The organism is Variovorax sp. ISS6 (genome assembly GCF_056523145.1).
On the sequence record NZ_JAWRZC010000001.1, the window covers coordinates 1,229,881 to 1,253,990 of the forward strand.

A 24,110-nucleotide genomic window follows, 5' to 3' on the forward strand; every position below is an offset into this window, starting at 1 on the left:
AAGGAGGCTCAGCTCGCGGGGGCCACGCGTCGCTTCAGATAAGGGATGAGTCCGCCCGCGTCGAGCATGCCGCGCTCGGAGGCCGAGAAGGGCTGCAGCATCAGCGTCTGGCCCGAGCGCAGGTTTCTCACTTCGTTCGTGTCCCAGTTGACCGTCAGTTCGTCGCCGCGCGCCGTGGCCGCGCGGATGCCCGGGCAGCTCACGAGCGGAAAGCCCATGCTGGTCTCGCCGCGGAAGAAGCCCGGCGAGAAGGATTCGGCGATCACCGCCGCGATGCCCAGGTGCCGCATGGCGCGCATGGCCGGGTAGTGCGGATGGCCGTAGCCGAAGTTGTGGCCGCCGACCAGCAGGTCGCCCTTGTGCACGCCGGCCGCGAAGCCGGGCATGTAGTCGGCCATGGCCAGCGCGGCCAGTTCCTTCACGTCGGTGATCTTGATGTTGCGCACGCCGACGATCAGGTCGATGTCGTAGTCGTCTTCCTCGAAGACCCAGGCCGCGCGGCCGCGCAGATTCACGAGGCTCATGCCGCGACTCCTTCGCGCGCCGCCGCCAGGTAGGGCCGCGGGTCGGCGATGCGGCCCTCGAGCGCGGAGGCGGCGACCACGGCCGCGTTGCAGATGTAGATCTCCGAATCCACGCTGCCCATGCGGCCCGGCGTGTTGAGCGTGCCGGTGGACACGGCGCGCTGGCCGTCGCTCATGGTGGCGATGCGGCCGAAGCAGTAGTCGCAGCTCGGCGAGCTGATGAAGGCGCCGGCCTCGACCAGCACCTCGATCAGCCCCTCGCGCGCGGCCGCCGCCATGATGGCCTTGGAGGTCGGCACCACGTGCAGCTGGAAGCCCGGCTGGATGCGGCGCCCGCGCAGCACCTCGGCCGCGATGCGCAGGTCCTCGAGCCGGCCGCTGGCGCACGAGCCCAGGTAGCCGGTGTGCACCTCGATGCCGGTGTAGTCCTGGAGGTCGCGCGTGTTGGCGGGGCTCGGCGGAATCACCACGATGGGCTCGAGCGCCGAGACGTCGATCGTCACCACGCTTTCGTACGTCGCATCGGCATCGGGGTAGACCGGATCGAGCGCGATCTTCGAGCGGCCCTGCACGTAGGCCAGCGTCTTCGCATCGGGCGCGATCAGCATCGTGGTCGCGCCCAGGAACATGGCCTGGCCGCAGAGGGTCTGGCGGCCCTCGATGCTCATGGCGTCGATGACGGGGCCGCAGAGCTCCACCACCTTGAAGCGGCAGGAGGCCGGGCCCATCACGCGCACCATGTGATGGAACACGTCGCGCGCCATCACGCCGGGTTGCAGCGTGCCCGTGAGTTCGACCTTGACCGTCGCGGGCACGGTCAAGGTCAGCGTCTCGGTCACGAAGGACTCGAGCACGCCCTTGCGCGCGCCGAAGGCGAAGGTGCCGAAGGCGCCGAGCTGGCTCACGTGGCCGTCGAAGTGCACGGCGAAGGCGCCCGGCGTGGCATAGCCGAGCTCGGCCGCGACCTGGTGGCCGATGCCCTCGCGCTCGTGCACCGGCACGCCCTGTTCCTTGCCCCAGGCGCGGGTGATCTTGTGCAGCTCCTCTTCCTTCGGCGCGGTGGCCGGCACCATGTGGTCGATGAACAGCACGAAGCGCTCGGGGCTCGCGACCTTCTCGATGCCGAAGTCCTCGCGCGTCTCCTTGAAGAACACGTCGGTGTAGCCCGGGAAGTCGTAGGCGATCACGAAATCGGGCCGCGCCGTGATCTCCTCGCCCGGCCTCACGCGCGGCCGGCCGGCGGCGCGGGCCAGGATTTTCTCGGTCATCGTCTGGGGCATCTTGTTCGGCTTTCGACTTCCACGATGTGGCAGTCCTTGGGTTTCGATCCACCGATTACAGTCGAGGGAAATTCTTCCCCATTGGGGAGCAACCCGAATTACTGCCGCATCGTGGAAACTAAACGCCGCACCACCGCCAAGACCGCCCCGCCGCCGGCCGCCGCCGCCGCGCGCTCGGGCACGCAGAGCATCGAGCGCGTGGTGGGCATGCTGCGCGTGGTGGCCTCGCGCGGGCGGCGCGGCATGCGCATCGCCGATGTCGTGAGCCTCAGCGGCCTGCCGATGTCGACCTGCTTTCGCATGCTGCAGCGGCTCGAGGTCGAGGGCCTGCTGGTGCGCGACCTGCTCACGCGCAAGTACCACCTGGGTCCGCTGCTGCACGAGCTCGGCATGCTGGCCCAGCCGCGCTACCACCTGAGCGAGCTGTGCGAGCCGGCGCTGCGCGCCGTCGCCGAACTCACGCAGGACACGGTCTACCTCAGCGAGCGGCGCGGCCCCGAATCGATCTGCACCAGCCGCGCGCTCGGTGCCTATCCGATCAAGGCGCTGACGCTCGACGTCGGCATCCGCCGGCCCATGGGCGTGGGCGCGGGCGGCCTCGCGATCCTCAGCGCGCTGCCGGAGGCCGAAGCCGAACTGATCGTGGCCGCCAACGAGGCGCGCTATGCGAAGTTCGGCGCCGCCTTCGCGCCGGGCTTCCTGCGCGAGGCCATCGCGCAGACGCGCGCGCAGGGCCATTCCTTCCTCGACAGCGCGGCCACGCCGGGCGCGGCCGCCATCGGCGTCGCCTTTCCGCCCGACAACCCGATCGCGGCCGTGAGCGTGGCCGCGATCTCCAGCCGCATGGGGCCGGCGCGCCGCGCCGAGGTGGCGAAGATCATCGAGCAGCAGGTGCGCGCGATCTGCGTGCTGCTCGAATCGCAGCCGGTGGAGGCGGGCTCGGGCCGCGAGGGCGAGTGAGCTAGGCGTCGCCGGGCTCGTCGCTCCCCTGTTCCCAGCCGCGCAGCCGCCGGTACAGCGTGCCGCGCGACACGCGCAATTGCCGCGCCGCCTGCGACACGTTGCCGCCGTGCGCGGCCAGCGTCTCCTCGATCAGCTTGCGGCTGTGCTCGCGCAGCGTGCCGGCCTGCGGCGCGGCCGGCGCATCGGCGGACTGCTGCTCCGGCGTGTCCTCCTGCTGCATCTGCTGCGGCGGCTCCTGTGCCGGCGCCGGTGCCTCGACGCGCTGCGCCAGCGCCACCGCGTGTCCGAAGTCGACGCCGTCGGCCCCCTGCAGCCGCGCCTGCACCCACACGCCGAGCCCGCTGGCCAGCCGCAGCGGCTGCGCCGACTCGCGCCGGCCCAGCCGCAGCAGGCTCGCGAGGTCGTGGCCCAGCAGGCATTCGACGCCGCGCGCATCGGGCTGCTCGGGCAGGTGGCCGATGAGCCGCGCCCCCGCGCCGTTGAGCCAGGCGATGGTGCCGTCCGACGCGATGCCCGCGAGGCCCTCGAGCGGCGTGCCCAGCAGCGTGGGGCTGGCCTGGAAGCGCAGGATCAGCTGCTCGCGCGACTGCGCCTGCAAGAGGCGGTTCTCGATCGTGGTCGCATAGAGCGCCACCATCGAGGCGGCGTCGAAGCCGAAGCGCTGCGCCTCCACCGTGAGGTCGAGCACGCCCGCGAGCCGGCCGTCGATGCCGCGGATCGGTGCCGCGGCGCACTGCATCTCGCGCAGCACGTCGAAATAGTGCTCGGCGCCGTCGACCGTGCAGGCCAGGCCGGTGCTCGCGACGATGCCCGGCGCGGTGGTGCCCACCACGCGCTCGGAGATGTTCACGCCCACGCGCGCGGTCTTGCGCAGCACCGGCTGGTGCGCGGGCGCGGACTCGTGCGTGACGTGCACCACCACGCCGTCGCGGTCGGTGAGGATCACGCGGCAGTCGGTGCCCGCGAGCGAATGCTCCATGGTCGCGAGCTCCTGGCGCGCCACCTCGAGCAGCTCGCGGTTGCGCGCCAGCGTGGCATGCAGCCGGCTCGGCGTGACGGGATCGAAGGGCACGATGCGCTGGCGGTCGCTGTGGGTGCGGCAGCAGCGCATCCACGACTGCAGCACCGCTTCGCCGACGAGGCCCGAGGGCCGCACGCCTTCCTCGAAGAACTGCTGCCGCGCGAGTGCCACGCGCTGTGCCGGCGTGGTGGCGAAGAGTTGGCGCGGCGCGTTCGCCGTGCCCAGCCTGTCGAGGGTCATGTGCCATCGCCTCCGTGGGGTACCGGGACCAGCATCGAATGTGTTCCGCAATGGAACAGCACCGGATCGGGGAAATCCCGAAGGTGAACGCGCGCGCCGCCCGGACGATTCTCTGGGCACAAGGAGACCCACGATGACCCGAAGAAGGAATTCCTCCGCGCTGGCGGCGCTGGCCGCCGCATGGCTGTTCGCGCTCGCATCGATCGCCTCGGCGCAGGGCAGCGGGCCCTCCGCCCAAGACCGTGCCGCGGCGGCCGCCCGGCGCGTCGACGGCGGCTTCATCCGCGCCAACGCGGCGCAGAAGCAGACGCCCGACTGGCCCAGCATCGGGCTGGACTACGCCGAGACCCGCTTCAGCAAGCTCGACCAGGTGAACGCCGGCAACGTGAAGCAGCTCGGCCTGGTCTGGTCGTACAACCTCGAGTCCACGCGCGGCGTCGAGGCCACGCCGCTGGTGGTCGACGGCATCATGTACGTCACGGCCTCGTGGAGCGTGGTGCATGCGATCGACACGCGCACCGGCCAGAAGCTGTGGACCTTCGATCCCGAGGTCGATAGGTCCAAAGGCTTCAAGGGCTGCTGCGACGTGGTGAACCGAGGCGTTGCGTTGTACCAGGGCAAGGTCTACGTGGGCGCGTTCGACGGGCGCCTGATCGCGCTCGATGCCGCCACCGGCCGCAAGCTCTGGGAGAAGAACACCATCGAGGGCCAGAAGGGCAGCTACACCATCACCGGCGCGCCGCGCGTCTTCAAGGGCAAGGTGATCATCGGCAACGGCGGCGCCGAGTACGGCGTGCGCGGCTACATCACGGCCTACGACGCGGCCAGCGGCGAACAGAAGTGGCGCTGGTTCACCGTGCCCGGCGACCCGGCCAAGCCCTTCGAGGACGAGGCCATGGCGCGCGCCGCCAAGACCTGGGACCCCGACGGCAAATACTGGGAGGCCGGCGGCGGCGGCACCGTGTGGGACTCGATGGCCTTCGATCCCGAGCTCAACCTGATGTACATCGGCACCGGCAACGGCTCGCCCTGGGCCCACAAGGCACGCAGCCCCAAGGGCGGCGACAACCTCTACCTGGGCTCGGTGGTCGCGCTCAACCCCGACACCGGCAAGTACGTCTGGCACTACCAGGAGACGCCCGGCGACAACTGGGACTACACCTCCACGCAGCCGATGATCCTGGCCAACATCAAGGTCGACGGCAAGCAGCGCAAGGTGGTGCTGCATGCGCCGAAGAACGGCTTCTTCTTCGTCATCGACCGCACCAACGGCAAGTTCATCTCGGCGAAGAACTTCGTCGAAGTGAACTGGGCCACGGGCTACGACAAGAACGGCCGGCCGATCGAGATCGCCGCCGCGCGCCAGAACGAGAAGCCCGGCGACAGCATCCCCGGCCCCTTCGGCGCGCACAACTGGCACCCGATGTCCTTCAATCCGCAGACCGGCCTGGCCTACCTGCCCGCGCAGCACGTGCCGCTGAACCTGATGGACGACAAGGACTGGAAGTTCGACCAGAACGCACCGGGCCGCCCGCATGCCGCGCTGGGCTGGAATACCGGCAAGTTCGCCAACGTCGAGCCGCCCACGAGCAAGCCCTTCGGCCGCCTCGTGGCCTGGGATCCGGTGAAGCAGAAGGAAGCCTGGGGCGTGGACTATGCGTCGCCGTGGAACGGCGGCACGCTCACCACCGCGGGCAACCTGGTGTTCCAGGGCACGGCCGACGGCCGGCTCGTGGCCTACGACGCGCGCAACGGCGACAAGCTCTGGGAGACCCCCACCGGCACCGGCGTGGTCGCCGCGCCCGCCACCTACATGGTCGACGGCAAGCAGTACGTGTCGGTGGCCGTGGGCTGGGGCGGCGTCTACGGCCTCGCGCAGCGCGCCACCGAGCGCCAGGGCCCGGGCACCGTCTACACCTTCGCGGTCGGCGGCACGGCGAAGATGCCGGACTTCGTGCAGTACCGCATGAGCAAGCTGGTGCAGGGCGTGAAGTACGACCCCGCCAAGGTCCAGGCCGGCACCATGCTCTACGTCAGCAACTGCGTCTTCTGCCACGGCGTGCCCGGCGTGGACCGCGGCGGCAACATCCCGAACCTCGGCTACCTCGATTCCGCGTACATCGAGAACCTCGACAAGTTCGTGCTCAAGGGCCCGGCGATGGCGCGCGGCATGCCCGACTTCACGGGCAAGCTGTCGGCCGACGACATCGACAGCATCAAGGCCTTCATCCAGGGCACGGCCGACGCGATTCGTCCGAAGTAGGGGGCTTCGGTTGTCGGGGGCTTTTGTTCGGGGCGCGTGCACAGGGCATCGGGTACTTCCCTCCGCGAATGTCCCCCGCCCTTCGGGCTCCTCCTTTATTTCGCTGCGGGAAGCACCCGATACCCTGTGCACGGGAGACGCTGCGGTGGTGCCGGCGGAGCACGACGATTGCGTCCCGGCTCACGTCGATGGGGTACTCCCCGTAGCGAAATAAAGGAGGAGCCGAAGGCGGGGGACATTCGCGGAGGGGAGTACCCCATTGGCGTGAGCCCGCCACGGCCCGTGGACGCACCTCGTACCGAACACTCACCCGCCCGCGCGGCCCAGCTCCTGAATCAACCCCGCCACGTTCCCGACCTCGAGCTTCTCGTAGATCGACTGGATGTGGTTGCGCACCGTGGCCGGCGCGCGGTGCAGCATGGCCGCGATCTCCTTGTGCGTGTTGCCGCGCGCCACCAGCTGCGCGATGGTGTGCTCGCGCGGCGTCAGGTCGTCGGCGCGGCAGCGCGCGCGGCACTTGAGGAACAGCAGCCGCTGCTCGACGTGGTGGCTCGCGACGAGGGCGCGGCCCGCATAGCGCGGCTGCCCCTGCAGGAAGGCCTCGAGCATCGCGCCGGGCAGCGTGCGGCCGTGCCAGCCCGGCCATTCGCGGCGCAGCAGTTCCTCGAAGGCGCTGTCGGCGTGGTAGAGCACGCCGTGCAGATCGCCGATGGCCGAGCCGCCGGGCGTGCCGCCCAGCGGGGCCTCGAGCCGGTCGAGGTGCACGATGCGGTTGAGCGACAGCGCCTGCATCGCATGCGGCGCCAGCGCCGACAGCAGCTGCGTCTCCTCGGGCGTGCCATGGGCCTCGGCGTCGGCGCGGAACAGCGTGATCCAGTGCACCAGCCCGCTCGCGGCATGCACGTCCGAGGTGATGAAGAAGTTGGCCTGCTCGTGGCGCCGGCCGTGCTCGCGCAGCGCGCCCTGGTGCCGGCCCGAGAACCAGGCGTCGGCATTGAAGGCCAGCGTGGTGCGCGGGCGGCGCGCGACCTCGGCGGCCGCGGTGTCGAGGTGCTTCACGCGCTCGTAGCTCTCGATCATCTCCATCGACTGGTTGTGCAGGTGCAGCGTGTGGATGTCGATGCCGGCCGTGCCGCGCGAGGCCGTGCCCCACATGCAGGAGTCGAAGGGCAGCACCGGCTTGATCAGCTGCAGCGCCGCGTCCTGGAAGTCGTCGATCGGCAGTTCGTGCGCGTGTCGGTACAGCCGCAGCAGGAGCCCGCTGAAATCTTGTAGCCCGGGAGTACTCATCGGGTTCGATCTTCGGAAGCTGTCGCCGCTCACGCATCACCCGTTCAGGGGAGGGCGCGGGATGTGTGAATGGTGCATTTGCACCATTCGCCGAGCGAAAACGAAAGATATCGTTTCCGCAGTCTCCGGATTCACCGGAGCCGATCCATCCCAACCCCGACAACACCAAGAGAGAGAGGAGCTCGACCATGTCCCTGCCCGTGCGAAGAATCCCCCTGGCCCTGTCCGCGATGACCCTCGCGCTGCTCGCCGCCTGCGGCGGCGGTGGTGGGGGCGGCGGCGGTGGCTTCGGCTTCATCCCGCCCTCCTCTTCCGGCGGCGGCACCACGCCGCCGGCCGCATCCACCACCACGCTCAGCGGCACGGCCGCCACCGGCGCGCCCTTCGCGGGCGCCGCGCTCACCGTGTTCGACCAGACCGGCGCCAAGGTCTGCGAGGTCCGCACCGGAGACGACGGCCGCTACAGCTGCACGCTGCCCGCTGGCACCAAGGCGCCGCTGGTGATCCAGGCGGTGCGCGACGACCTCGTGCTCTACAGCACCACCGCGAGCAGCGCCACCGGCACCGCCAACGTCACGCCGCTGACCACCGTGGTGGTGTCGCGGCTCGCGCCCGGCGGCGATCCCGCGAAGCTGCTCGAGGCGGTGCAGGCCAACGCCGGCGCGGTCACGGCCGGCACGATCGGCGCGCAGGTCAAGCAGCTGCTCGATGCGCTGCAGCCGCTGCTGAGCGCGCTGGGCACCACCATCGATCCGATCGGCGGCGCCTTCAGCGCCGACGGCACCGGCCAGGACCGCGTGCTCGACACCCTGAGCGTCTCGGTGCGCCCCGACGGCAGCGCCGCGAGCATCGAGATCACCGTCAAGTCGCTGCCGGCCGGCGAGGACAGCGCGCCGGTGTCGCTGGTGTTCCGCAGCGGCGATGCGCGGATCGAACCCTTGCCCGCGATCGCCGCCGAGGCCGTGCAGCAGCCGCCCACGCCGCAGATGGTGCAGGCGCTGCTCGAGCGCCTCAACGCCTGCTATGCGCTGCCGCTCGCGCAGCGCGTGAACAGCACCGTCAACGGCGACGGCAATGCCTACGGCGACGCCTCGAACGTGGTCGCTCCGGCCTGCCGCACGCTGTTCGTGGGCGACGACCCGGCCAACTTCGTCTCGTTCGGCGCGCGCATCGGCCGCGTCGAGAGCGGCGCGCGCCGTTCCTTCGAGAGCCTGTTCCGCGCCGGCCCGACCAACCTCAAGCACGACCGCGGCAACTTCGAGTACTTCTACGCCAACGGCGATGTCGCGCTCACCTACCGCTGGACCGACGTGCTGGGCAACACCGACAACGACGTCTTCAACGCGCGCATCGTCGGCGGCGCGCTCAAGCTGGTCGGCAACGAGAACGCCTACCGCGCCAGCGTGCGGCCGCACCTGGACATGAAGGACTTCCTCAAGCACCAGAACCTGGTGTTCCATTCGGTCGGCTACACCGTCAGCGTCGACAACCGGCGCGACGCGCAGGGCAACCCGCTGTTCTCGAAGGTGGTGGCGACCTCGACCGCGCTGCCGGGCCGCTCGCTGGTGCTGGTGCCCAACGGCAGCATCACCACGCTGGTGCTCACGGCCGACGGCTCGCAGGGCGGCACGCCGCTGGCTTCGCCCGTGTGGCGCATGGCGGCGCAGTACCGCGACGCCACGCAGGTCGGCAGTCCGTCCGACATCGACAGCGGCAACCTGTTCGCCGCACCGGCCTTCACCGACGCTCAGCTCGCCGCGCTGCCCGACCAGGCCGTGTGGCGCCTCGAGTTCTTCCATGTCGACCCCGAGCGGCCCAACGTGGTCCAGTACGCGCGCACCTTCTCGCGCGTGCCGACGATCGCCGAGGCGCGCGCGGCCGCGCTGGTCGAGCTCACGCCGGCGCTGCGCGCCGAACTGCTCGAGGAGACCCGCAACACCGGCCGCGGCCTGGTGTTCCCGGCCATCGATCCCAACGACCCCTCGTCCAACAACGTGGACTTCAGCGCCGCCGGCAACACCGACGGCTGGAGCGTTCCCTCCGGTGCCTATGCGCCGATCTCGCTGGGCATCTTCGGCCGCGCGCCGGGCAACACCGCGCGCTACAGCGAGAACGTGACGCTGCGCTCCAACCTGCGCAAGGTGATCGCCTACTGCCAGCCCTCGGGCGCCCAGGACACCCACTGCGCGCCGGGCACCGGCAGCAACCGCCAGTACGCGCAGGGCACCTCGATCAGCAACTTCGTGTTCAGCGCGCGCACGCCGCGCCTGGTCGACCAGCGCCGCAGCTTCGAGCTCTGGACCGTGACCCAGCCCTGACGGGCGCGCGAGCGGCCATGAAAAAGCCGCCTGGCCCCGCGAAGGGCCAGGCGGCTTTTCTGTTTCTGCGAAGCGATCGGCGCTCAGTCGGCGTAGACGCCGGCGGCCTTGATGATCGGGCTCCACTTGGCGATCTCGGCCTGCACGAACTTCTTGTGGCCATCGGGCTCGATGCGACCGTCGACCGCGACCACGGCGCCCAGCGCTTCTTCCTTCTTCAGGAAGTCGGGGTCCTTGAGCGCGACCTTCAGCGCATCGTTGATCTTCTTGAGCACCGGTGCCGGCGTGCCCTTGGGCGCGTAGAGGCCGTGCCAGATCGTGACCTGGAAGTCCTTCAGGCCCGACTCCTGCAGCGTGGGCAGGTCCTTGAGCAGCGGCACCGTCAGGCGCTTGGGCGTGGTCACGGCATAGGCCTTGACCTTCTTGCCCTCGATCTGCGGCGAGGTGTTCGTGGTCTGGTCGCACAGCAGGTCGATCTGGCCGCCGATCAGGTCGGTGATGGCCGGAGCCGTTCCCTTGTAGGGCACGGGCGTCATCTCGGTCTTCATCGCGCTCTGGTAAAGCAGGCCGCACAGGTGCGAGGCCGAGCCCACGCCCGCGTTGCCGAGGTTGATCTTGCCCTTGTTGGCGGCGATCCAGTCGGTCAGTTCCTTGTAGTTGTTGGCCGGCAGGCTGGGCTTGGCGATCAGCGTCATCGGCACGTCGTTGATGATGCCCAGGTACTCGAAGTCGCTCTCGACCTTGAACGGCACGTTGCGCACCAGCGTCGGGATGGTCGACATCGCGATGTGGTTGAGCAGCAGCGTGTAGCCGTCCGGTGCCGCGCGCGCCACCTTGGCCGCGCCGATCGAGCTGCCCGCGCCGGGCACGTTGTCGATCACCACGCTGGCGCCGCCCAGCGGCTTGCGCAGCGCCTCGGCCAGGTCGCGCGCGACGCGGTCGGTGGGGCCGCCGGCGGCGAAGGGCACCACGATGCTGATGGGCTTGCCGCTCGGGTAGTCCTGGGCGTGGGCGCCGATGGCAACAGCGGCGATCGCCGTCAGGGCTAGCAGTTTTTTCATGGAGAGGACCCCCGGAAGAGGAAAAAGGAATGAAGGGAAATTGAAAGCGGGCGCGATCTTAAAGGCTGACCATGCGCTGACGAATCCCCACAAGCCCTAGTCCACATGGCAAGGCGGGCGGCGGCTCCTGCGGAAGGAGGGGTGCCACCGTCGCGCCGCGTGGCTCGGGCATGATGTTTCCCTGGGAGACGCGCCATGGGGGGCGCGCATGCCGCAACGACGGTGCGGCCCGCCGGGCCGCGACAAAAGAAGGGAAAACACACATGGATCCTCTGGTCTATCCGCGCGAGCGCACGCTCGGCGCGATCACGCTCGTGCTCGGCCTGCTGGTCTGGCTGGCCCTGCTGGTGGGCACCTTCGGCATCCTGCTGCTCTACCTGCTGATGGGTTTCATCGGCTACTGCTTCGCGCACTCGGCGCTGATCGCCTGGATCAAGGGCACCGGCGTGAAGCTCTCGCCGACCCAGCTGCCCGAGCTCAACGCGCGCTTCGAGGCCTGCTGCGCGCGCCTGGGCATCGCCAAGCCGCCCGAGGCCTACCTGCTGCACGGCGACGGCATGTTCAACGCCTTCGCCACCCGCTTCCTCGGGCGCGACTTCGTGATCCTGCTGTCGGACGTGGTCGACGCCATGGAGCCGCAGCCCGACGGCATCAACTTCTACATCGGCCACGAGCTCGGCCACATCCGGCGCAAGCACCTCACGGGCCATTTCTGGCGCGCGCCGGTGCTGTGGCTGCCGCTGCTGGGCGCGGCCTATGCGCGCGCCAAGGAATACACCTGCGACCTGCACGGCGCCGCCTGCTGCGAGCAGCTCGACTCCGCGCCGCGCGCGCTGCTGGCGCTGGCCGCCGGCGCGCACCAGTGGCGCAACGTCGACATGAACGCCTATGCGGCGCAGTCGCGCGCCAATGCCGGCTTCTGGGGCTCGTTCCACGAGGTGGTCGGCGGCTACCCCTGGCTCACCAAGCGCGTGGCGCGCGCCATCGATCCGGCCGCGCGCCTGCCCGAGCGCAATCCCGCGGCCTACCTGCTGGGCCTGTTCGTGCCCTACGCGGGGCGCGCCGGCGGCGGCGCGCTCGGCATCCTGGTGACGGTGGCCGTGATCGGCATCCTGGCCGCGGTGGCACTCCCCGCCTACCAGGACTACCAGTCGCGCGCGGTGGTCGCGCAGGCCTGGGCCAACGGCGCGCCGGTGCGCCTCGCGCTCGCCGAGTACTACCGCGAGAAGGAGGAGATCCCCGAGAGCCTCGAGGCCGCGGGGCTGAGCGAGACCCTGCCCGACGGCACCGCGCTGCGGCTCGACAGCGACACCATGGTGGTCGAGGTGCAGACCGCGCGCGGCACGCTGCTGATGGAGCCCGCGCCCGCCGGCGACGGCCTGCGCTGGACCTGCGGCGCCGGCGAGGGCCTGGCCGAGAAGGCCCTGCCCGCGAGCTGCAAGTAGGTCTTCAAACCCGAGCCGCACGCGCGGATTTGGCGCGCACGGCTTGCGGCCCGGGCCCGGGCGTGGTCCCCTCGTCGTTTTCCCTTTCAGCAACGACGACCCGGAGACCCTGCCCGATGCCCGCCCTTCGACTCAAAGACCCGACCCTGCTGCGCCAGCAGGCCTACGTTGCCGGCGCCTGGATCGATGCCGACGACGGCACCACCGTCGCGGTGACCAACCCCGCCAACGGCGAGACCATCGGCACCGTGCCGATGTGCGGCACGGCCGAGACCGAGCGCGCCATCGCGGCCGCCGAGAAGGCCCAGAAGGGCTGGGCCCGGCTGCCCGCCAAGGAGCGCTCGGCGATCCTGCGCAAGCTCAACGACCTGATGCTGGCCAACGTCGACGACCTCGCGTTGATCATGACCACCGAGCAGGGCAAGCCGCTGGCCGAGAGCCGCGGCGAGATCGCCTACGCCGCCTCGTTCATCGAGTGGTTCGCCGAGGAGGCGCGCCGCGTCTACGGCGACACCATTCCCGCGCCGCAGGCCGACCGCCGCATCCTCGCGCTCAAGCAGCCCGTGGGCGTGACGGCCGCCATCACGCCCTGGAACTTCCCGGCCGCCATGCTCACGCGCAAGGCCGGCCCCGCGCTGGCCGCGGGTTGCGCGATGGTGGTCAAGCCCGCCACGCAGACGCCGTACTCGGCGCTGGCCTTCGCCGAACTGGCCGAGCGCGCGGGCGTGCCCAAGGGCCTGCTGTCGGTGCTCACCGGCTCGGCCAGCAAGATCGGCGGCGAGATGACGCGCAGCCCGATCGTGCGCAAGCTCACCTTCACCGGCTCCACCGAGGTCGGCCGCACGCTGATGAAGCAGTCGGCCGACACCATCAAGAAGCTCTCGCTCGAGCTCGGCGGCAACGCGCCCTTCATCGTGTTCGACGATGCCGACATCGACGCGGCCGTCGAGGGCGCGATGGTGTCGAAGTACCGCAACACCGGCCAGACCTGCGTCTGCGCCAACCGCCTCTACGTGCAGCGCGGCGTGCTCGAGGCCTTCACGCAGAAGCTGGTGGCCAGGGTCCAGGCGCTCAAGGTCGGCGACGGCACCGAGGCCGGCGTCAACCAGGGCCCGCTGATCGATGCCAAGGCGGTCGAGAAGATCGAGGAGCACGTGGCCGACGCCGTGGCCAAGGGCGCGCAGGTGCTGGCCGGCGGCAAGCGCCATGCGCTCGGCGGCCTGTTCTACGAACCCACCGTGATCGGCGGCGCCACCGCCGACATGCTGTTCGCGCGCGAGGAGACCTTCGGCCCGCTGGCGCCGATCTTCGCCTTCGACACCGAGGAGGAGGCCGTCGCCGCGGCCAACGACACCGAGTTCGGCCTCGCCGCGTACTTCTACAGCCGCGACATCGGCCGCATCATGCGCGTGGCCGAGTCGCTGGAGTCGGGCATCGTGGGCGTCAACACCGGCCTGGTGTCGACCGCCGAGGCGCCGTTCGGCGGCGTCAAGCAGTCGGGGCTGGGGCGCGAGGGCTCGAAGTACGGGCTCGACGATTTCCTCGAGGTCAAGTACGTCTGTCTCGCGGGCCTCGACAAGTAAGCGGAGGTTGCCGGCCGTCGAACTGTCCGACAACGGCGGCCGGCGCCGGCCGATGCGGCATGCGCGGCACGGGCCTAGGGTGAAGTTTCATTGCCTCGAGAAACCCACCCAAGGAGTGATTCACCATGCCCACCATCACCACCTCTTCACTGGACGGAATGACGGTCGCGATCCTCGTCTCGGACGGCTTCGAGCAGGTCGAGATGACCGAGCCGCGCAAGGCGCTGGAGGCCGCGGGCGCTAAGACGCAGGTCGTCTCGCCGCTCGACGGCAGCGTGCGCGGCTGGAAGCACCACGATCCGGCCGACACCTTCGAGGTCGACGTGCCGCTCAAGACCGCGAACCCCGGCGACTTCGATGCGCTGCTGCTGCCCGGCGGCGTCGTCAATCCCGATGCCCTGCGCATCGACGAGAAGGCGGTCGCGTTCGTGCGCGCCTTCGTCGAGGCCGGCAAGCCGATCGCGGCGATCTGCCACGGACCCTGGACCCTGATCGATGCCGGCGGCGTGAAGGACCGGCGCATGACCTCGTGGCCCTCGCTGCGCGCCGACCTGCGCAACGCGGGCGCGCGCTGGAGCGACCAGGAGGTCGTGGTCGACCACGAGCTCGTGACCAGCCGCAAGCCCGACGACCTGCCGGCCTTCAATCGCGAGATGGTGCGCTTGTTCGAGCTGGCGCACGAGGCGGCGCTGCAGCACCACTGAGTCCGCGCTTCAGTCCTGCGCGACGGCCGGCCCCGTGTAGCGCGCCCGCGGCCGTATCAGGTGGCCCGTGGCCGCCTGCTCGAGCACGTGCGCGGTCCAGCCCACGCTGCGCGCGAGCGCGAACAGCACCAGCGGCGCATCGGCCGGCAGCTTGTGCACGGCCGCGAGCGCGGCCAGCGCGAAGTCGATGTTGACGGGCTCGCCCACGAGGCGCTCGCCGGCCTCGCGCAGCGCCGCGAAGGCCGGCGGCAGTTCGAGCTCCTCGAGCAGCGCGGCGCAGCGCACATCGCCGGCCGGATAGAGCGGATGACCGAAAGCCGCGAGCGGCCGGTCGTGCGCGAGCCACTCGCGCGCGGCCGCGTCGGCGCTCGACTGCTCGGCTTGCCGCACCAGCGCCTGCACGGCGCGCGCCGCGCCGCCGTGCAGCGGGCCGGTCAGGGTCGCGAGGCCGGTCAGCAGGCAGGCCGCGAGCGAGGCGCCGGTGGAGGCCGTGACGCGCGCCGCGAAGGTCGAGGCATTGAGCTCGTGGTCGGCCAGCAGCACCAGCGCACGACGCAATTGCGCTGCCGCGCGCGGGCGGCGCCAGGCCGCGGCGAGGCGCGCATGCAGCGGCTGCGCGGCGGCGCTCGCCGGCACCTTGCCGATCAGCGCATCGGCCAGCGTGCCCACCACCTCGGCGGCCTCGGCGCGCAAGGCCTGCGGCGAGCGGCCGCGCGAGGGCGGGTCGATCGCCGCGCGCAGCGCGAGCGCGCGCAGGCCCGCCTGCAGCGGCGGCATGCCGTCGCGCGCTTCGGCTTCATCGGCAGACAGGCGCGGCGGCGCGCATTCCCACAGCAGGCCCGCCACGTCCTCGAGCGTGGCCCCGATCGACAGCGCGCAGGCATCCTGCCCGCGGTACCAGAGCCGCCCGCCGGCCACGGTCGACACGGCCGAGGGCAGCACCGGCTCGCCCCACTGGATCGCCTCGCTCGCCACCGCCTCGCTGCTGCGCCGCCCCTGCGCGCGCGCCGCGAGCCGCTGCACGTCGTCGCGGTGGTAGAGGCTGCGCCGCGGGTCGGCGGCATCGGGCTTGGCGCGGATGCGGCCGCGGCTCACGCCGGCATAGAGCGTCTGGGGCCGCACCTGCATCAGGGCGAGCGCTTCGGCGGCGGGAAGCCAGGGCGAGGAGCGGGTCATGTTGATGGAATGGATCAAGATTGACGTCAATGTTAGCGGCGCCAGAATCGTCCGCATCGTGAACACGAATGGAGCATGAAACGATGAACGACGATGGACTCGAAGGCGTGGTGGCGGCGCACACCGTGCTGTCGGAGGTGGATGGCGCGGCGGGCCGGCTGGTGATCCGCGGCCACACGCTCGACGAGATCGCGCGCCGCTGGCAGTTCGAGGACGTGGCGGCCGCGCTGTTCGAGGGCTTCTTCGAACGCGCGCCCGATGCCGCCAGCCTGCGCGTCGCGCTGGGGCGCGCGCGGCGCGAGGCCTTCGAACGGCTGCAGCCCGGCGACGAGGCGCAGCTGCGCCGCCTGCCGCCGATCGAGGCCGTGCGCGCGCTGCTCGCGCGGTTGCCCGACGGCGACGACCTCGCGACCGCGCTGCGCCTGCTGGCGGGCCCGGCGGTCTATACGGGCGCGGTGATGCGCTGGCGGCTCGGCGTGCCGGCGCTCGCACCCGACGAAGGCCTGGGCCACGCGGCCGACATGCTGCGCATGCTGCATGGCCGCGCGCCCACGGCGGCGCAGGCGGCGGCGCTCGACACCTACCTCGTCACCGTCTGCGACCACGGCCTCAATGCCTCGACCTTCGCGGCGCGCGTGGTGGCCTCCACCGGCGCGGGCCTGGCCTCGGCGGTGCTCGCGGGCATCAGCGCGCTCAAGGGGCCGCTGCATGGCGGCGCGCCCGGGCCGGTGCTCGATGCGCTCGACGCCATCGGCAGCGCAGCCCATGCGCGCGCCTGGCTCGAGGCGGCCGTGGCCGAGGGCCAGCGCCTGATGGGCTTCGGCCACCGCATCTACCGCGTGCGCGATCCGCGCGCCGATGCGCTCAAGGGCGCGCTGAAGCGGCTCAGCGCCGAGGGCGGGGTCGATGCCGCGCGCTTCGCGCTGGCCGAGGCCGCGGAGCAGGCCGCGCTCGCGATCCTGCGCGAGAAGAAACCCGACCGGCCGCTCGAGACCAATGTCGAGTTCTACACGGCGCTGTTGCTCGAGGCGCTGGGCTTCGGCCGCGAGAGCTTCACCTGCGTGTTCGCGGCCGGTCGCACCGCGGGCTGGCTCGCGCATGCGCGCGAGCAGGTGCAGAAGGGGCGGCTGATCCGGCCGCAGTCGGTCTACGTGGGGCCCGAACCCGCCGCGCGGGAACCCGCACTCGCGCACTGAGCCTACACGGCGGTCCCGCCGTCCTCCGATACGCTCGTGGCGACTGTCTTCCATTTCCCGCGACACGACGTACCGACCGATGACGACCGCCGACCCCGCCCATGCCCGCGCGCTGCGCCTGCCGCGCGACTTCGCGCTGATCGCGGTCGGCCTCGATGCCGTGCTGCTCGCGGTCAACATGGCGATGCTGCTGCTGCCGGGCACCGACGATGCGGCGCAGATCCGCCGCGCCTACGCGCAGGCCGGCGTGTGGATCCTGCTGGTGGCGAGCACGGCGATGTCGTGGGCGTTGATCGGCGGCCTGGCCTGGAGCCATGGCCGCCAGGCGCTCGAGCGGCTGGGCGTGCCGCGGGTGGCGCTGTCGGGCGGCGCGCGGCTGCGTTTCGGCGGGGCCTGGCTGCTGGTGCTGGTGCTCAACCACCTCGCGCTCACGCCGCTGTTCTACGAGCTGCAGCTGATGTTCATGCCGGGCGGCCGCTATGCCGAGGCGCTGGGCGGAGCGATGCCGCGCCTGAGCCTGGGACTCGCGGCACTGCTGCAGTCGCTGGTGCAGCTCGCGGTGCTGGTGCTGGGCCTCTGGCTCGCGGCGCGCTTCGCGTTGCGCCGCAGCCGCTCGGCGGCGGCCGAGGCGCTCGATGCGCGCGCGCCCGATGAAGTCTCGACGGTGCCGGCCGGTGCCTCGCCGCGCGCGGCGGTGGCGCTGCTGGTGGGGGCGTTGTTCGCGTCGCTGCAGGTCTGGAGCGCGCTCGCGGCGGCGCGCTGGGCCGGCGCCTCGCAGGACGGCGGGCCCTGGGCGTTGCTGTTGACCTGGGCCCTGCCTCCGGTCGTGGCCTGCGCGCTCGCGGTCTGGGGCGGCTGGCTGGGCACGCGCCCGGGCCTGTGGCCGGTGCGCCCGTTCCGCGCGGTGTCGGCCGCGCTGCTGAGCTTCGTGCTGGTGCAACTGGGCTGCATCGCCTTCGCGTTCCTCTGGTTCGCGCTCGCGGTGGGCGCGGTCCAGGCGCTGCAGGGCATCGGCGCGATGGCCGGCTTCATGGTCGTGCTGATCGCGCTCTACGCGGCGCTCACGGTGCTGCTGGCGCGCGCGATGACGCGCCGGTTGTACCGGCGCTACTTGTAGCTGCGCGCGTCCTCGATCACCTTGCCGTCGTTCGGCAGGCTGCCGGGCGCCACCAGCTCGATGGTGCCGCGCAGCTTGGTCACCTCGCGCACGGCCTCCGCGATGCGCACCACCAGGCCTTCGGGCGCGCCCGCGCATTCGAGCCGGAAGTTCATCTGGTCGTCGCCCATCTCTCCCGACACGACGAGCCGCGCGCGCTGGATCTCGGGAAAGCGCCGCGCGATGTCGGCCACCTGCGAGGGATGCACGAACATGCCGCGCACCTTGGTGGTCTGGTCGGCGCGGCCGAGCCAGCCCTTGATGCGCTTGTTCGTGCGGCCCGTGGGGCAGGTGCCCGCGAGCACGGCCGAGAGGTCGCCGGTGCCGAAGCGCACCAGCGGATAGTCGGGGTTGAAGGTGGTCACGACGATCTCGCCGACCTCGCCGTCGGGCACGGGGTCGCCGGTGCCGGGGCGCACGATCTCGACCAGCACGCCCTCGTCGAGCACCAGGCCTTCGCGCGCGCTGGTCTCGTAGGCGATGAGGCCGAGGTCGGCGGTGGCGTAGCACTGGGTGCCCTTCACGCCGCGCGCGGCGATCCAGTCGTGCAGGCTCGGCGGAAAGGCCTCGCCCGAGACCAGGGCCTTGGTGAGCCAGGGCAGCTTCTGGCCCTTCTCCTCGGCCTTCTCGAGCAGGATCTTGAGGAAGCTTGGCGTGCCGGCATAGCCTTCGGGCTTGAGGTCGACCATGGCCTCGAGCTGCTGTTCGGTCTGGCCGGTGCCGCCCGCGAACACGGTGCAGCCGACGGCGCGCGCGCCGCTCTCCATGATGGAGCCGGCCGGTGTCATGTGGTAGCTGAAGCTGTTGTGGATCAGCTCGCCGCTGCGAAAGCCCGCGGCATGCAGCGCGCGCGCGGTGCGCCAGTAGTCGCGCGCCTCGCCCTCGGGTTCGTAGATGGTGCCGGGGCTCGCGAACACGCGCGGCATGCGGGTGCCGCGCGCAATGGCCGAGAAGCCACCGAAGGGGTCGTTCTCGCGGCCTTGCTTCTGCAGTTCGAGCAGTTCCGACTTGCGCGTGACCGGTAGTTTCGCGAGGGCCTCGCGCGTGGTGACGTCGGCGGCCTTGATGCCGTCGAGGATCTTCGAGAGGGCGGGCGCGGCGGTCTGGGCCTGGGTGATCTGTCGGGGCAGCGCGGCCAGCAGGTCGCGTTCGCGTTCGGCAGGGTCGCGGATCTCTAGTGCGTCGTAGTGGTCGGTCATGTCCGTACCCTTCAATCTGTTCAATTCGGATTTCTGCTGTCTTGCTTCGAGAGGGGCGTCCGGGGCGCGTGCACAGGACAGCGGGTACTTCCCTCCGCGAATGTCCCCCGCCCTTCGGCCTCCTCCTTGATTTCGCTGCGGGAAGCACCCACTGCCCTGTGCACGTGGGCGCTGCGGTGGTGCCGGCGGTTCAACAACGATTGCGTCCCGGCTCGCGTCGATGGGGTACTCCCCGCAGCGAAATAAAGGAGGAGCCGAAGGCGGGGGACATTCGCGGAGGGGAGTACCCCATCGGCGCGAGCCCGTCCCCACACGCAAGCAGTAGGCAAACACATCAAGCCAGCCACCTCTTGCGCCGCTTGTAGCTCTTCACATCCCGGAAGCTCTTGCGATCCGCCCCACCCACGCCGAGGTAGAACTCCTTCACGTCCTCGTTCTCGCGCAGGCTCTGCGCCGCGCCGTCCATCACGATGCGGCCGTTCTCGAGGATGTAGCCGTAGTCGGCGTAGCGCAGCGCCATGTTGGTGTTCTGCTCGGCCAGCAGGAAGGTCACGCGTTCCTTGGTGTTGAGGTCCTTCACGATCTCGAACACCTCCTCCACGATCTGCGGCGCCAGGCCCATCGAGGGCTCGTCGAGCAGCACCATCGTCGGGTTTGCCATCAGCGCGCGGCCGATCGCGCACATCTGCTGCTCGCCACCCGAGGTGTAGGCCGCCTGCGAGGTGCGCCGCGTCTTCAGGCGCGGGAAGTAGGCATAGACCTTCTCGAGCGTCTGCTGCACCGCGGCCTTGCCGTCGGTGCGCGTGTAGGCGCCCGTCATCAGGTTCTCCTCGATGGTCAGGTGCGCGAAGCAGTGGCGGCCTTCCATCACCTGGATCAGCCCGCGCTTGACCAGCTCGGCCGGCGACAGCGCCTCGATGCGCTCGCCGCGCAATTCGATCGTGCCCTTGGTGACCGCGCCGCGCTCGCCCGCGAGCAGGTTGCTCACCGCGCGCAGCGTCGTCGTCTTGCCCGCGCCGTTGCCGCCCAGCAGCGCCACGATCCCGCCCTCGGGCACGGTCAGCGACACGCCCTTGAGCACCAGGATCACGTGGTTGTAGATGACCTCGATGCCGTTGACGTCGAGAAGGATGTTGGGTTGGCTCATGGTGTTCTTTCGGACATCCGCAAGCGCACGTGGAACGAGACGCTGCGCTTGCGGATGCCGCCTCCCACGCAGGGGAGGCAGGCCCCCTTCCGCCTGGCGGGAGGGGGTAGAGGGAGAGTGCCGTCGACCGGTGGCACTTGCCAGAGCGTCAGCTCTGGCAGTCGGCCGCGTCGCGGCGCGTGAGCTTCTTCTCGGTGGCGTACTTGTCGGCCGCAGCCTTCGCCATCGGCTTGATGATCTGCTCGTCGGCCTGGTACCAGTCCGACATGCCGCCCCACTGCGCGCCATCCCAGGTGTGGACGCGCGCCCAGGTCGAGCCGATGTGGTCCTGGCACGAGGTGCTCACCGGACGCATCACGCCCGAGAAGCCCAGTGCGTCGAGCTTCTTCTGGTCGAGCGCGAGGTTCTCGAAGCCCCAGCGCACCTGCTCGCCGGTCATGACCTTGCCCTTGCCGAAGCGCTCCTGCGCGCGGCGCACGGCCTCGACCGACAGCATCTGGATGATCACGCCGCGCGTGTAGAGGACCGAGCCCACCTCGTCCTTCGGACCCGTGCCCTGGCCCTTCTCGTGCACCTGCTTGAGGATGTCCTGGATCACCTTGGGCTGCGTGCCCGAGGTGTTGAGCGCCAGCGCGTTGTAGCCCTTGGCATTCGCGCCCACGTCCTTCACGTCGGGCTCGGCGCCGGCCCACCACACGCCGTACATCTTCTCGCGCGGGTAGCCCGTGGCCACGGCTTCCTTCAGCGCGGTGGAGTTCATCACGCCCCAGCCCCACAGCAGCACGTAGTCGGGACGCTGCTGGCGCACCTGCAGCCAGGCGGACTTCTGCTCGACGCCGGGCGCGGTCACGGGGATCAGCGAGAGCTCGAAGCCGTTCTGCTTCGCGCGCTCCTGCAGCAGCGGGATCGGTTCCTTGCCGAACGGCGAGTCGTGATAGACCAGCGCGATCTTCTTGCCCTTGAGCTTGTCGAGGCCGCCTTCCTTCTTGCCGATGTGCTGGATCAGGATGTCGGCCGCGGTCCAGTAGCTGCCCATCAGCGGGAAGTTCCACTTGAACACGCCGCCGTCCTGCGAGGCCGCGAGGCCGTAGCCCAGCGTGATCAGCGGGATCTTGTCGGTCAGCACCTTGTCGGTCAGCGCGAAGGTGATGCCGGTGGCCTGCGGGTCGAACAGCGCGACGCCCGGGCGGCCCTTGAGGCGCTCGTAGCATTCCACGCCCTTGTCGGTGGCGTAGCCGGTCTCGCACTCTTCGTAGGAGATCTTCACGCCGTTGATGCCGCCTTGCGCATTGACCAGCTTGATGTAGTCCTGCTTGCCGTTGGCCCAGGGCGTGCCGTTGGGCGCGTAGGGGCCGGTGCGATAGACCAGCAGCGGGAAGAACTGCTCCTTGGCCTGAGCCTGCGCGAGCGAGGGCGCCAGCGCGGTGCCGAGGGTGCCGGCCACCAGGGCGGCGGTCAGAGCGAGCGATTTCAGTTTCATGCCTGTCTCCTTCTTGGGGGCACCGCGGTGCCGGGTTGTCAACGCCGAAAAAACGCCTGGAAAGCTCAATGGGGGAAGGGCCACAGCCGCAGCTTCTCCTTGGCCGTGGACCACAGCCGCGCGAGGCCGTGCGGCTCCACGATCAGGAAGAACACGATGAGCGCGCCGAAGATCATGTATTCGAGGTGCGAGGCCAGCGCGGTCGAGATCGAGAAGCCCAGCCAGCCCGGCAGCTGGTTCAGCAGCAGCGGCAGCAGCACGATGAAGGCGGCGCCGAAGAAACAGCCCATGATCGAGCCGAGGCCGCCGATGATCACCATGAACAGCAGCTGGAACGAGCGGTCGATGCTGAAGGCGGCCGGCTCCCAGGCCCCCAGGTGCACGAAGCCCCACAGCGCGCCGGCCACGCCGACGATGAAGCTGCTGACCGCGAAGGCCGTGAGCTTGGCGTAGACCGGGCGGATGCCGATCACCGCGGCCGCCACGTCCATGTCGCGCATCGCCATCCATTCGCGGCCGATCGCGCTGCGCACCAGGTTCTTCGCGAGCAGCGCGAAGATCACCACCAGCGCCAGGCAGAACAGGTACTTCTGCACCGGCGACTCGATCGGGATGCCGAACACGTTGAGGCCCGCCACGCTGACCGAACCCGACGACGAGTTGTTGGTGAACCACTGGATGCGCAGGAAGGCCCAGTCGGTGAAGAACTGCGCCGCCAGCGTGGCCACCGCGAGGTACAGCCCCTTGATGCGCAGGCTCGGAATGCCGAACAGCACGCCGATCACCGTGGCGCACAGGCCGCCCAGCAGCAGCGAGGCGATCAGCGGCATGCCGTCGATGCGCACGTGGAAGTTGTAGGCCGCGTAGGCGCCCACTGCCATGAAGGCGCCGGTGCCCAGCGAAATCTGGCCGCAGTAGCCCACCAGCACGTTGAGTCCGATGGCCGCGAGCGACAGGATCAGGAAGGGCGTGAGGATGGCGCGCATCCAGTAGTCCGACACGCCGAGCGGCACCGCGATGAAGGCCACCGCGAGCAGCGCGATGATCGCCACGCGGTCCTGCAGGATCGGGAAGATCTGCTGGTCGGCGCGGTAGGTCGACTTGAACTGGCCGTTTTCTCTATAGAACATGTCTCAGACCCGATCGATGATCTTCTCGCCGAACAACCCCTGCGGCCGTACCAGCAGGAACACGAGCGCCAGCACATAGGCGAACCAGATCTCGATGCCGCCGCCGAGCATCGGCCCGAGGTAGATCTCCGAGAGCTTCTCGCCCACGCCGATCAAAAGGCCGCCGATGATCGCGCCCGGGATCGAGGTCAGGCCGCCGAGGATCACCACCGGCAGTGCCTTGAGCGCCACCAGCGAGAGCGAGAACTGCACGCCGAGCTTGGAGCCCCAGATGATCCCGGCCACCAGTGCCGAGAAGCCGGCCACCGACCACACGATCACCCAGATGCGGTTGAGCGGAATGCCGATCGACTGCGCCGCCTGGTGGTCGTCGGCCACGGCACGCAGCGCGCGGCCGGTGGCGGTCTTCTGGAAGAAGATCGCGAGCACCACCACCAGCGCCGCCGCCACCAGCGCCGCGATCAGGTCCTCCTGGCTCAGCAGCAGGCCGCCCTGGAAGGTGCTCTCGAGCACCATCAGCGGTTCCTTCGGCATGCCGACGTCGATCTTGTAGATGTCGTTGCCGAACAGCGTCTGGCCCAGGCCGTCGAGGAAGTAGGCGATGCCCAGCGTGGCCATCAAGAGCGTGATGCCTTCCTGGTTCACCAGCTTGCTGAGCGCGAGCCGCTCGATCAGCCAGGCCACCACCACCATGATCGCCATCGCCGCGACGAAGGCCAGGATGTTCGCGAGGATCAGGCTCTGGAAGCCCAGCCACTGCGGGATCCATTCGGCGAAGCGCGCCATCGCGAGCGCCGCGAACAGCACCATCGCGCCCTGCGCGAAGTTGAAGACGCCCGAGGCCTTGTAGATCAGCACGAAGCCGATCGCTATCAGCGAATAGAGCATGCCTACCATCAGGCCGCCGAAGAGGGTTTCTAGGAAAAAGCCCATA

The 24,110-nt window shown here is 70.2% G+C and carries 19 protein-coding genes; 8 read left to right on the forward strand and 11 right to left on the reverse strand.

What is annotated here, in order from left to right:
* Nucleotides 1-8: 8 nt before the first annotated feature.
* Both AC1HIL_RS05665 and AC1HIL_RS05670 read right to left on the reverse strand, forming a co-directional pair.
* Nucleotides 9-524 carry a LeuD/DmdB family oxidoreductase small subunit gene (locus tag AC1HIL_RS05665; protein ID WP_479671339.1) on the reverse strand — a complete coding sequence of 172 codons (516 nt, stop codon included), beginning with the start codon at nt 522-524 and terminating at the stop codon, nt 9-11.
* The gene (locus AC1HIL_RS05670; protein WP_479671340.1) at nt 521-1,792 is read right to left on the reverse strand and encodes a 3-isopropylmalate dehydratase large subunit; all 1,272 of its coding nucleotides are present in this window, start codon (nt 1,790-1,792) and stop codon (nt 521-523) included. Before AC1HIL_RS05670 ends, AC1HIL_RS05665 begins: the two co-directional genes overlap by 4 nt.
* Before the next feature lie 123 nt (nt 1,793-1,915).
* On the opposite strand from AC1HIL_RS05670, the gene AC1HIL_RS05675 reads away from it, so the two are divergent.
* Nucleotides 1,916-2,764: an IclR family transcriptional regulator gene (locus AC1HIL_RS05675; protein WP_479671341.1), complete on the forward strand. Its 849-nt coding sequence runs from the start codon at nt 1,916-1,918 to the stop codon at nt 2,762-2,764.
* Nucleotide 2,765: 1 nt separating this feature from the next.
* Here the strand turns inward: AC1HIL_RS05675 and AC1HIL_RS05680 are convergent, their stop codons facing one another.
* The gene (locus AC1HIL_RS05680; protein WP_057591246.1) at nt 2,766-4,028 is read right to left on the reverse strand and encodes a helix-turn-helix domain-containing protein; all 1,263 of its coding nucleotides are present in this window, start codon (nt 4,026-4,028) and stop codon (nt 2,766-2,768) included.
* A 133-nt stretch (nt 4,029-4,161) separates the two neighbouring features.
* Between AC1HIL_RS05680 and AC1HIL_RS05685 the strand changes: the two genes are divergently transcribed.
* Complete coding sequence (locus AC1HIL_RS05685) at nt 4,162-6,291, forward strand: PQQ-dependent dehydrogenase, methanol/ethanol family (RefSeq protein WP_479671342.1); 2,130 nt, start codon at nt 4,162-4,164, stop codon at nt 6,289-6,291.
* Nucleotides 6,292-6,597: 306 nt separating this feature from the next.
* Here the strand turns inward: AC1HIL_RS05685 and AC1HIL_RS05690 are convergent, their stop codons facing one another.
* Complete coding sequence (locus tag AC1HIL_RS05690; protein ID WP_479671343.1) at nt 6,598-7,581, reverse strand: response regulator transcription factor; 984 nt, start codon at nt 7,579-7,581, stop codon at nt 6,598-6,600.
* 188 nt (nt 7,582-7,769) lie between these two features.
* Here AC1HIL_RS05690 and AC1HIL_RS05695 point away from each other — a divergent pair, with 188 nt between their 5' ends.
* On the forward strand, nt 7,770-9,899 hold the full coding sequence (locus AC1HIL_RS05695; RefSeq protein WP_479671344.1) for a carboxypeptidase-like regulatory domain-containing protein: 2,130 nt from the start codon (nt 7,770-7,772) through the stop codon (nt 9,897-9,899).
* An 83-nt stretch (nt 9,900-9,982) separates the two neighbouring features.
* Here AC1HIL_RS05695 and AC1HIL_RS05700 read toward each other — a convergent pair whose 3' ends face one another.
* The gene (locus AC1HIL_RS05700; protein ID WP_057597706.1) at nt 9,983-10,960 is read right to left on the reverse strand and encodes a tripartite tricarboxylate transporter substrate-binding protein; all 978 of its coding nucleotides are present in this window, start codon (nt 10,958-10,960) and stop codon (nt 9,983-9,985) included.
* A 263-nt stretch (nt 10,961-11,223) separates the two neighbouring features.
* Here AC1HIL_RS05700 and AC1HIL_RS05705 point away from each other — a divergent pair, with 263 nt between their 5' ends.
* From AC1HIL_RS05705 to AC1HIL_RS05715, 3 genes are all read left to right on the forward strand, one after another.
* Entirely contained in the window at nt 11,224-12,405 is a 1,182-nt protein-coding gene (locus AC1HIL_RS05705; protein ID WP_479671345.1) for a M48 family metalloprotease, read from the forward strand.
* 116 nt (nt 12,406-12,521) lie between these two features.
* Nucleotides 12,522-13,988, forward strand: a complete 1,467-nt coding sequence (locus tag AC1HIL_RS05710; protein WP_057597704.1) for an NAD-dependent succinate-semialdehyde dehydrogenase — start codon at nt 12,522-12,524, stop codon at nt 13,986-13,988.
* Between the two features lie 125 nt (nt 13,989-14,113).
* Entirely contained in the window at nt 14,114-14,692 is a 579-nt protein-coding gene (locus AC1HIL_RS05715; protein WP_479671346.1) for a type 1 glutamine amidotransferase domain-containing protein, read from the forward strand.
* A gap of 9 nt (nt 14,693-14,701) precedes the next feature.
* Here the strand turns inward: AC1HIL_RS05715 and AC1HIL_RS05720 are convergent, their stop codons facing one another.
* Complete coding sequence (locus AC1HIL_RS05720) at nt 14,702-15,868, reverse strand: citrate synthase (protein WP_479671347.1); 1,167 nt, start codon at nt 15,866-15,868, stop codon at nt 14,702-14,704.
* Between the two features lie 83 nt (nt 15,869-15,951).
* Between AC1HIL_RS05720 and AC1HIL_RS05725 the strand changes: the two genes are divergently transcribed.
* Both AC1HIL_RS05725 and AC1HIL_RS05730 read left to right on the forward strand, forming a co-directional pair.
* On the forward strand, nt 15,952-17,064 hold the full coding sequence (locus AC1HIL_RS05725) for a citrate synthase/methylcitrate synthase (protein ID WP_261215412.1): 1,113 nt from the start codon (nt 15,952-15,954) through the stop codon (nt 17,062-17,064).
* A 79-nt stretch (nt 17,065-17,143) separates the two neighbouring features.
* Nucleotides 17,144-18,181, forward strand: a complete 1,038-nt coding sequence (locus AC1HIL_RS05730) for a hypothetical protein (RefSeq protein ID WP_413761751.1) — start codon at nt 17,144-17,146, stop codon at nt 18,179-18,181.
* On the opposite strand, the gene AC1HIL_RS05735 is transcribed toward AC1HIL_RS05730, so the two are convergent.
* The 5 genes from AC1HIL_RS05735 to AC1HIL_RS05755 all read right to left on the reverse strand — a co-directional run bounded on the left by AC1HIL_RS05735 (nt 18,172) and on the right by AC1HIL_RS05755 (nt 24,109).
* Nucleotides 18,172-19,419, reverse strand: a complete 1,248-nt coding sequence (locus AC1HIL_RS05735) for a phenylacetate--CoA ligase family protein (protein ID WP_057597144.1) — start codon at nt 19,417-19,419, stop codon at nt 18,172-18,174. The genes AC1HIL_RS05730 and AC1HIL_RS05735 overlap by 10 nt on opposite strands.
* Before the next feature lie 334 nt (nt 19,420-19,753).
* The gene (locus AC1HIL_RS05740) at nt 19,754-20,566 is read right to left on the reverse strand and encodes an ABC transporter ATP-binding protein (protein WP_413761750.1); all 813 of its coding nucleotides are present in this window, start codon (nt 20,564-20,566) and stop codon (nt 19,754-19,756) included.
* 148 nt (nt 20,567-20,714) lie between these two features.
* Entirely contained in the window at nt 20,715-22,046 is a 1,332-nt protein-coding gene (locus AC1HIL_RS05745) for an ABC transporter substrate-binding protein (RefSeq protein WP_057597142.1), read from the reverse strand.
* A 65-nt stretch (nt 22,047-22,111) separates the two neighbouring features.
* Nucleotides 22,112-23,176 (reverse strand): branched-chain amino acid ABC transporter permease, encoded by a 1,065-nt coding sequence (locus tag AC1HIL_RS05750; RefSeq protein WP_479671348.1) that lies wholly within the window; start codon nt 23,174-23,176, stop codon nt 22,112-22,114.
* A 3-nt stretch (nt 23,177-23,179) separates the two neighbouring features.
* Nucleotides 23,180-24,109 (reverse strand): branched-chain amino acid ABC transporter permease, encoded by a 930-nt coding sequence (locus AC1HIL_RS05755; RefSeq protein ID WP_422099660.1) that lies wholly within the window; start codon nt 24,107-24,109, stop codon nt 23,180-23,182.
* Nucleotide 24,110: the final 1 nt, after the last annotated feature.

Excerpts from the sequence above, each read along its gene's own strand:
- AC1HIL_RS05665 (WP_479671339.1), bottom strand. The coding sequence starts at position 524 with ATGAGCCTCGTGAATCTGCGCGGCCGCGCGGCCTGGGTCTTCGAGGAA.
- AC1HIL_RS05670 (WP_479671340.1), bottom strand. The coding sequence starts at position 1,792 with ATGACCGAGAAAATCCTGGCCCGCGCCGCCGGCCGGCCGCGCGTGAGG.
- AC1HIL_RS05680 (WP_057591246.1), bottom strand. The coding sequence starts at position 4,028 with ATGACCCTCGACAGGCTGGGCACGGCGAACGCGCCGCGCCAACTCTTC.
- AC1HIL_RS05685 (WP_479671342.1), top strand. The coding sequence starts at position 4,162 with ATGACCCGAAGAAGGAATTCCTCCGCGCTGGCGGCGCTGGCCGCCGCA.
- AC1HIL_RS05690 (WP_479671343.1), bottom strand. The coding sequence starts at position 7,581 with ATGAGTACTCCCGGGCTACAAGATTTCAGCGGGCTCCTGCTGCGGCTG.
- AC1HIL_RS05695 (WP_479671344.1), top strand. The coding sequence starts at position 7,770 with ATGTCCCTGCCCGTGCGAAGAATCCCCCTGGCCCTGTCCGCGATGACC.
- AC1HIL_RS05700 (WP_057597706.1), bottom strand. The coding sequence starts at position 10,960 with ATGAAAAAACTGCTAGCCCTGACGGCGATCGCCGCTGTTGCCATCGGC.
- AC1HIL_RS05705 (WP_479671345.1), top strand. The coding sequence starts at position 11,224 with ATGGATCCTCTGGTCTATCCGCGCGAGCGCACGCTCGGCGCGATCACG.
- AC1HIL_RS05710 (WP_057597704.1), top strand. The coding sequence starts at position 12,522 with ATGCCCGCCCTTCGACTCAAAGACCCGACCCTGCTGCGCCAGCAGGCC.
- AC1HIL_RS05715 (WP_479671346.1), top strand. The coding sequence starts at position 14,114 with ATGCCCACCATCACCACCTCTTCACTGGACGGAATGACGGTCGCGATC.
- AC1HIL_RS05720 (WP_479671347.1), bottom strand. The coding sequence starts at position 15,868 with ATGACCCGCTCCTCGCCCTGGCTTCCCGCCGCCGAAGCGCTCGCCCTG.
- AC1HIL_RS05725 (WP_261215412.1), top strand. The coding sequence starts at position 15,952 with ATGAACGACGATGGACTCGAAGGCGTGGTGGCGGCGCACACCGTGCTG.
- AC1HIL_RS05730 (WP_413761751.1), top strand. The coding sequence starts at position 17,144 with ATGACGACCGCCGACCCCGCCCATGCCCGCGCGCTGCGCCTGCCGCGC.
- AC1HIL_RS05735 (WP_057597144.1), bottom strand. The coding sequence starts at position 19,419 with ATGACCGACCACTACGACGCACTAGAGATCCGCGACCCTGCCGAACGC.
- AC1HIL_RS05740 (WP_413761750.1), bottom strand. The coding sequence starts at position 20,566 with ATGAGCCAACCCAACATCCTTCTCGACGTCAACGGCATCGAGGTCATC.
- AC1HIL_RS05745 (WP_057597142.1), bottom strand. The coding sequence starts at position 22,046 with ATGAAACTGAAATCGCTCGCTCTGACCGCCGCCCTGGTGGCCGGCACC.
- AC1HIL_RS05750 (WP_479671348.1), bottom strand. The coding sequence starts at position 23,176 with ATGTTCTATAGAGAAAACGGCCAGTTCAAGTCGACCTACCGCGCCGAC.
- AC1HIL_RS05755 (WP_422099660.1), bottom strand. The coding sequence starts at position 24,109 with ATGGGCTTTTTCCTAGAAACCCTCTTCGGCGGCCTGATGGTAGGCATG.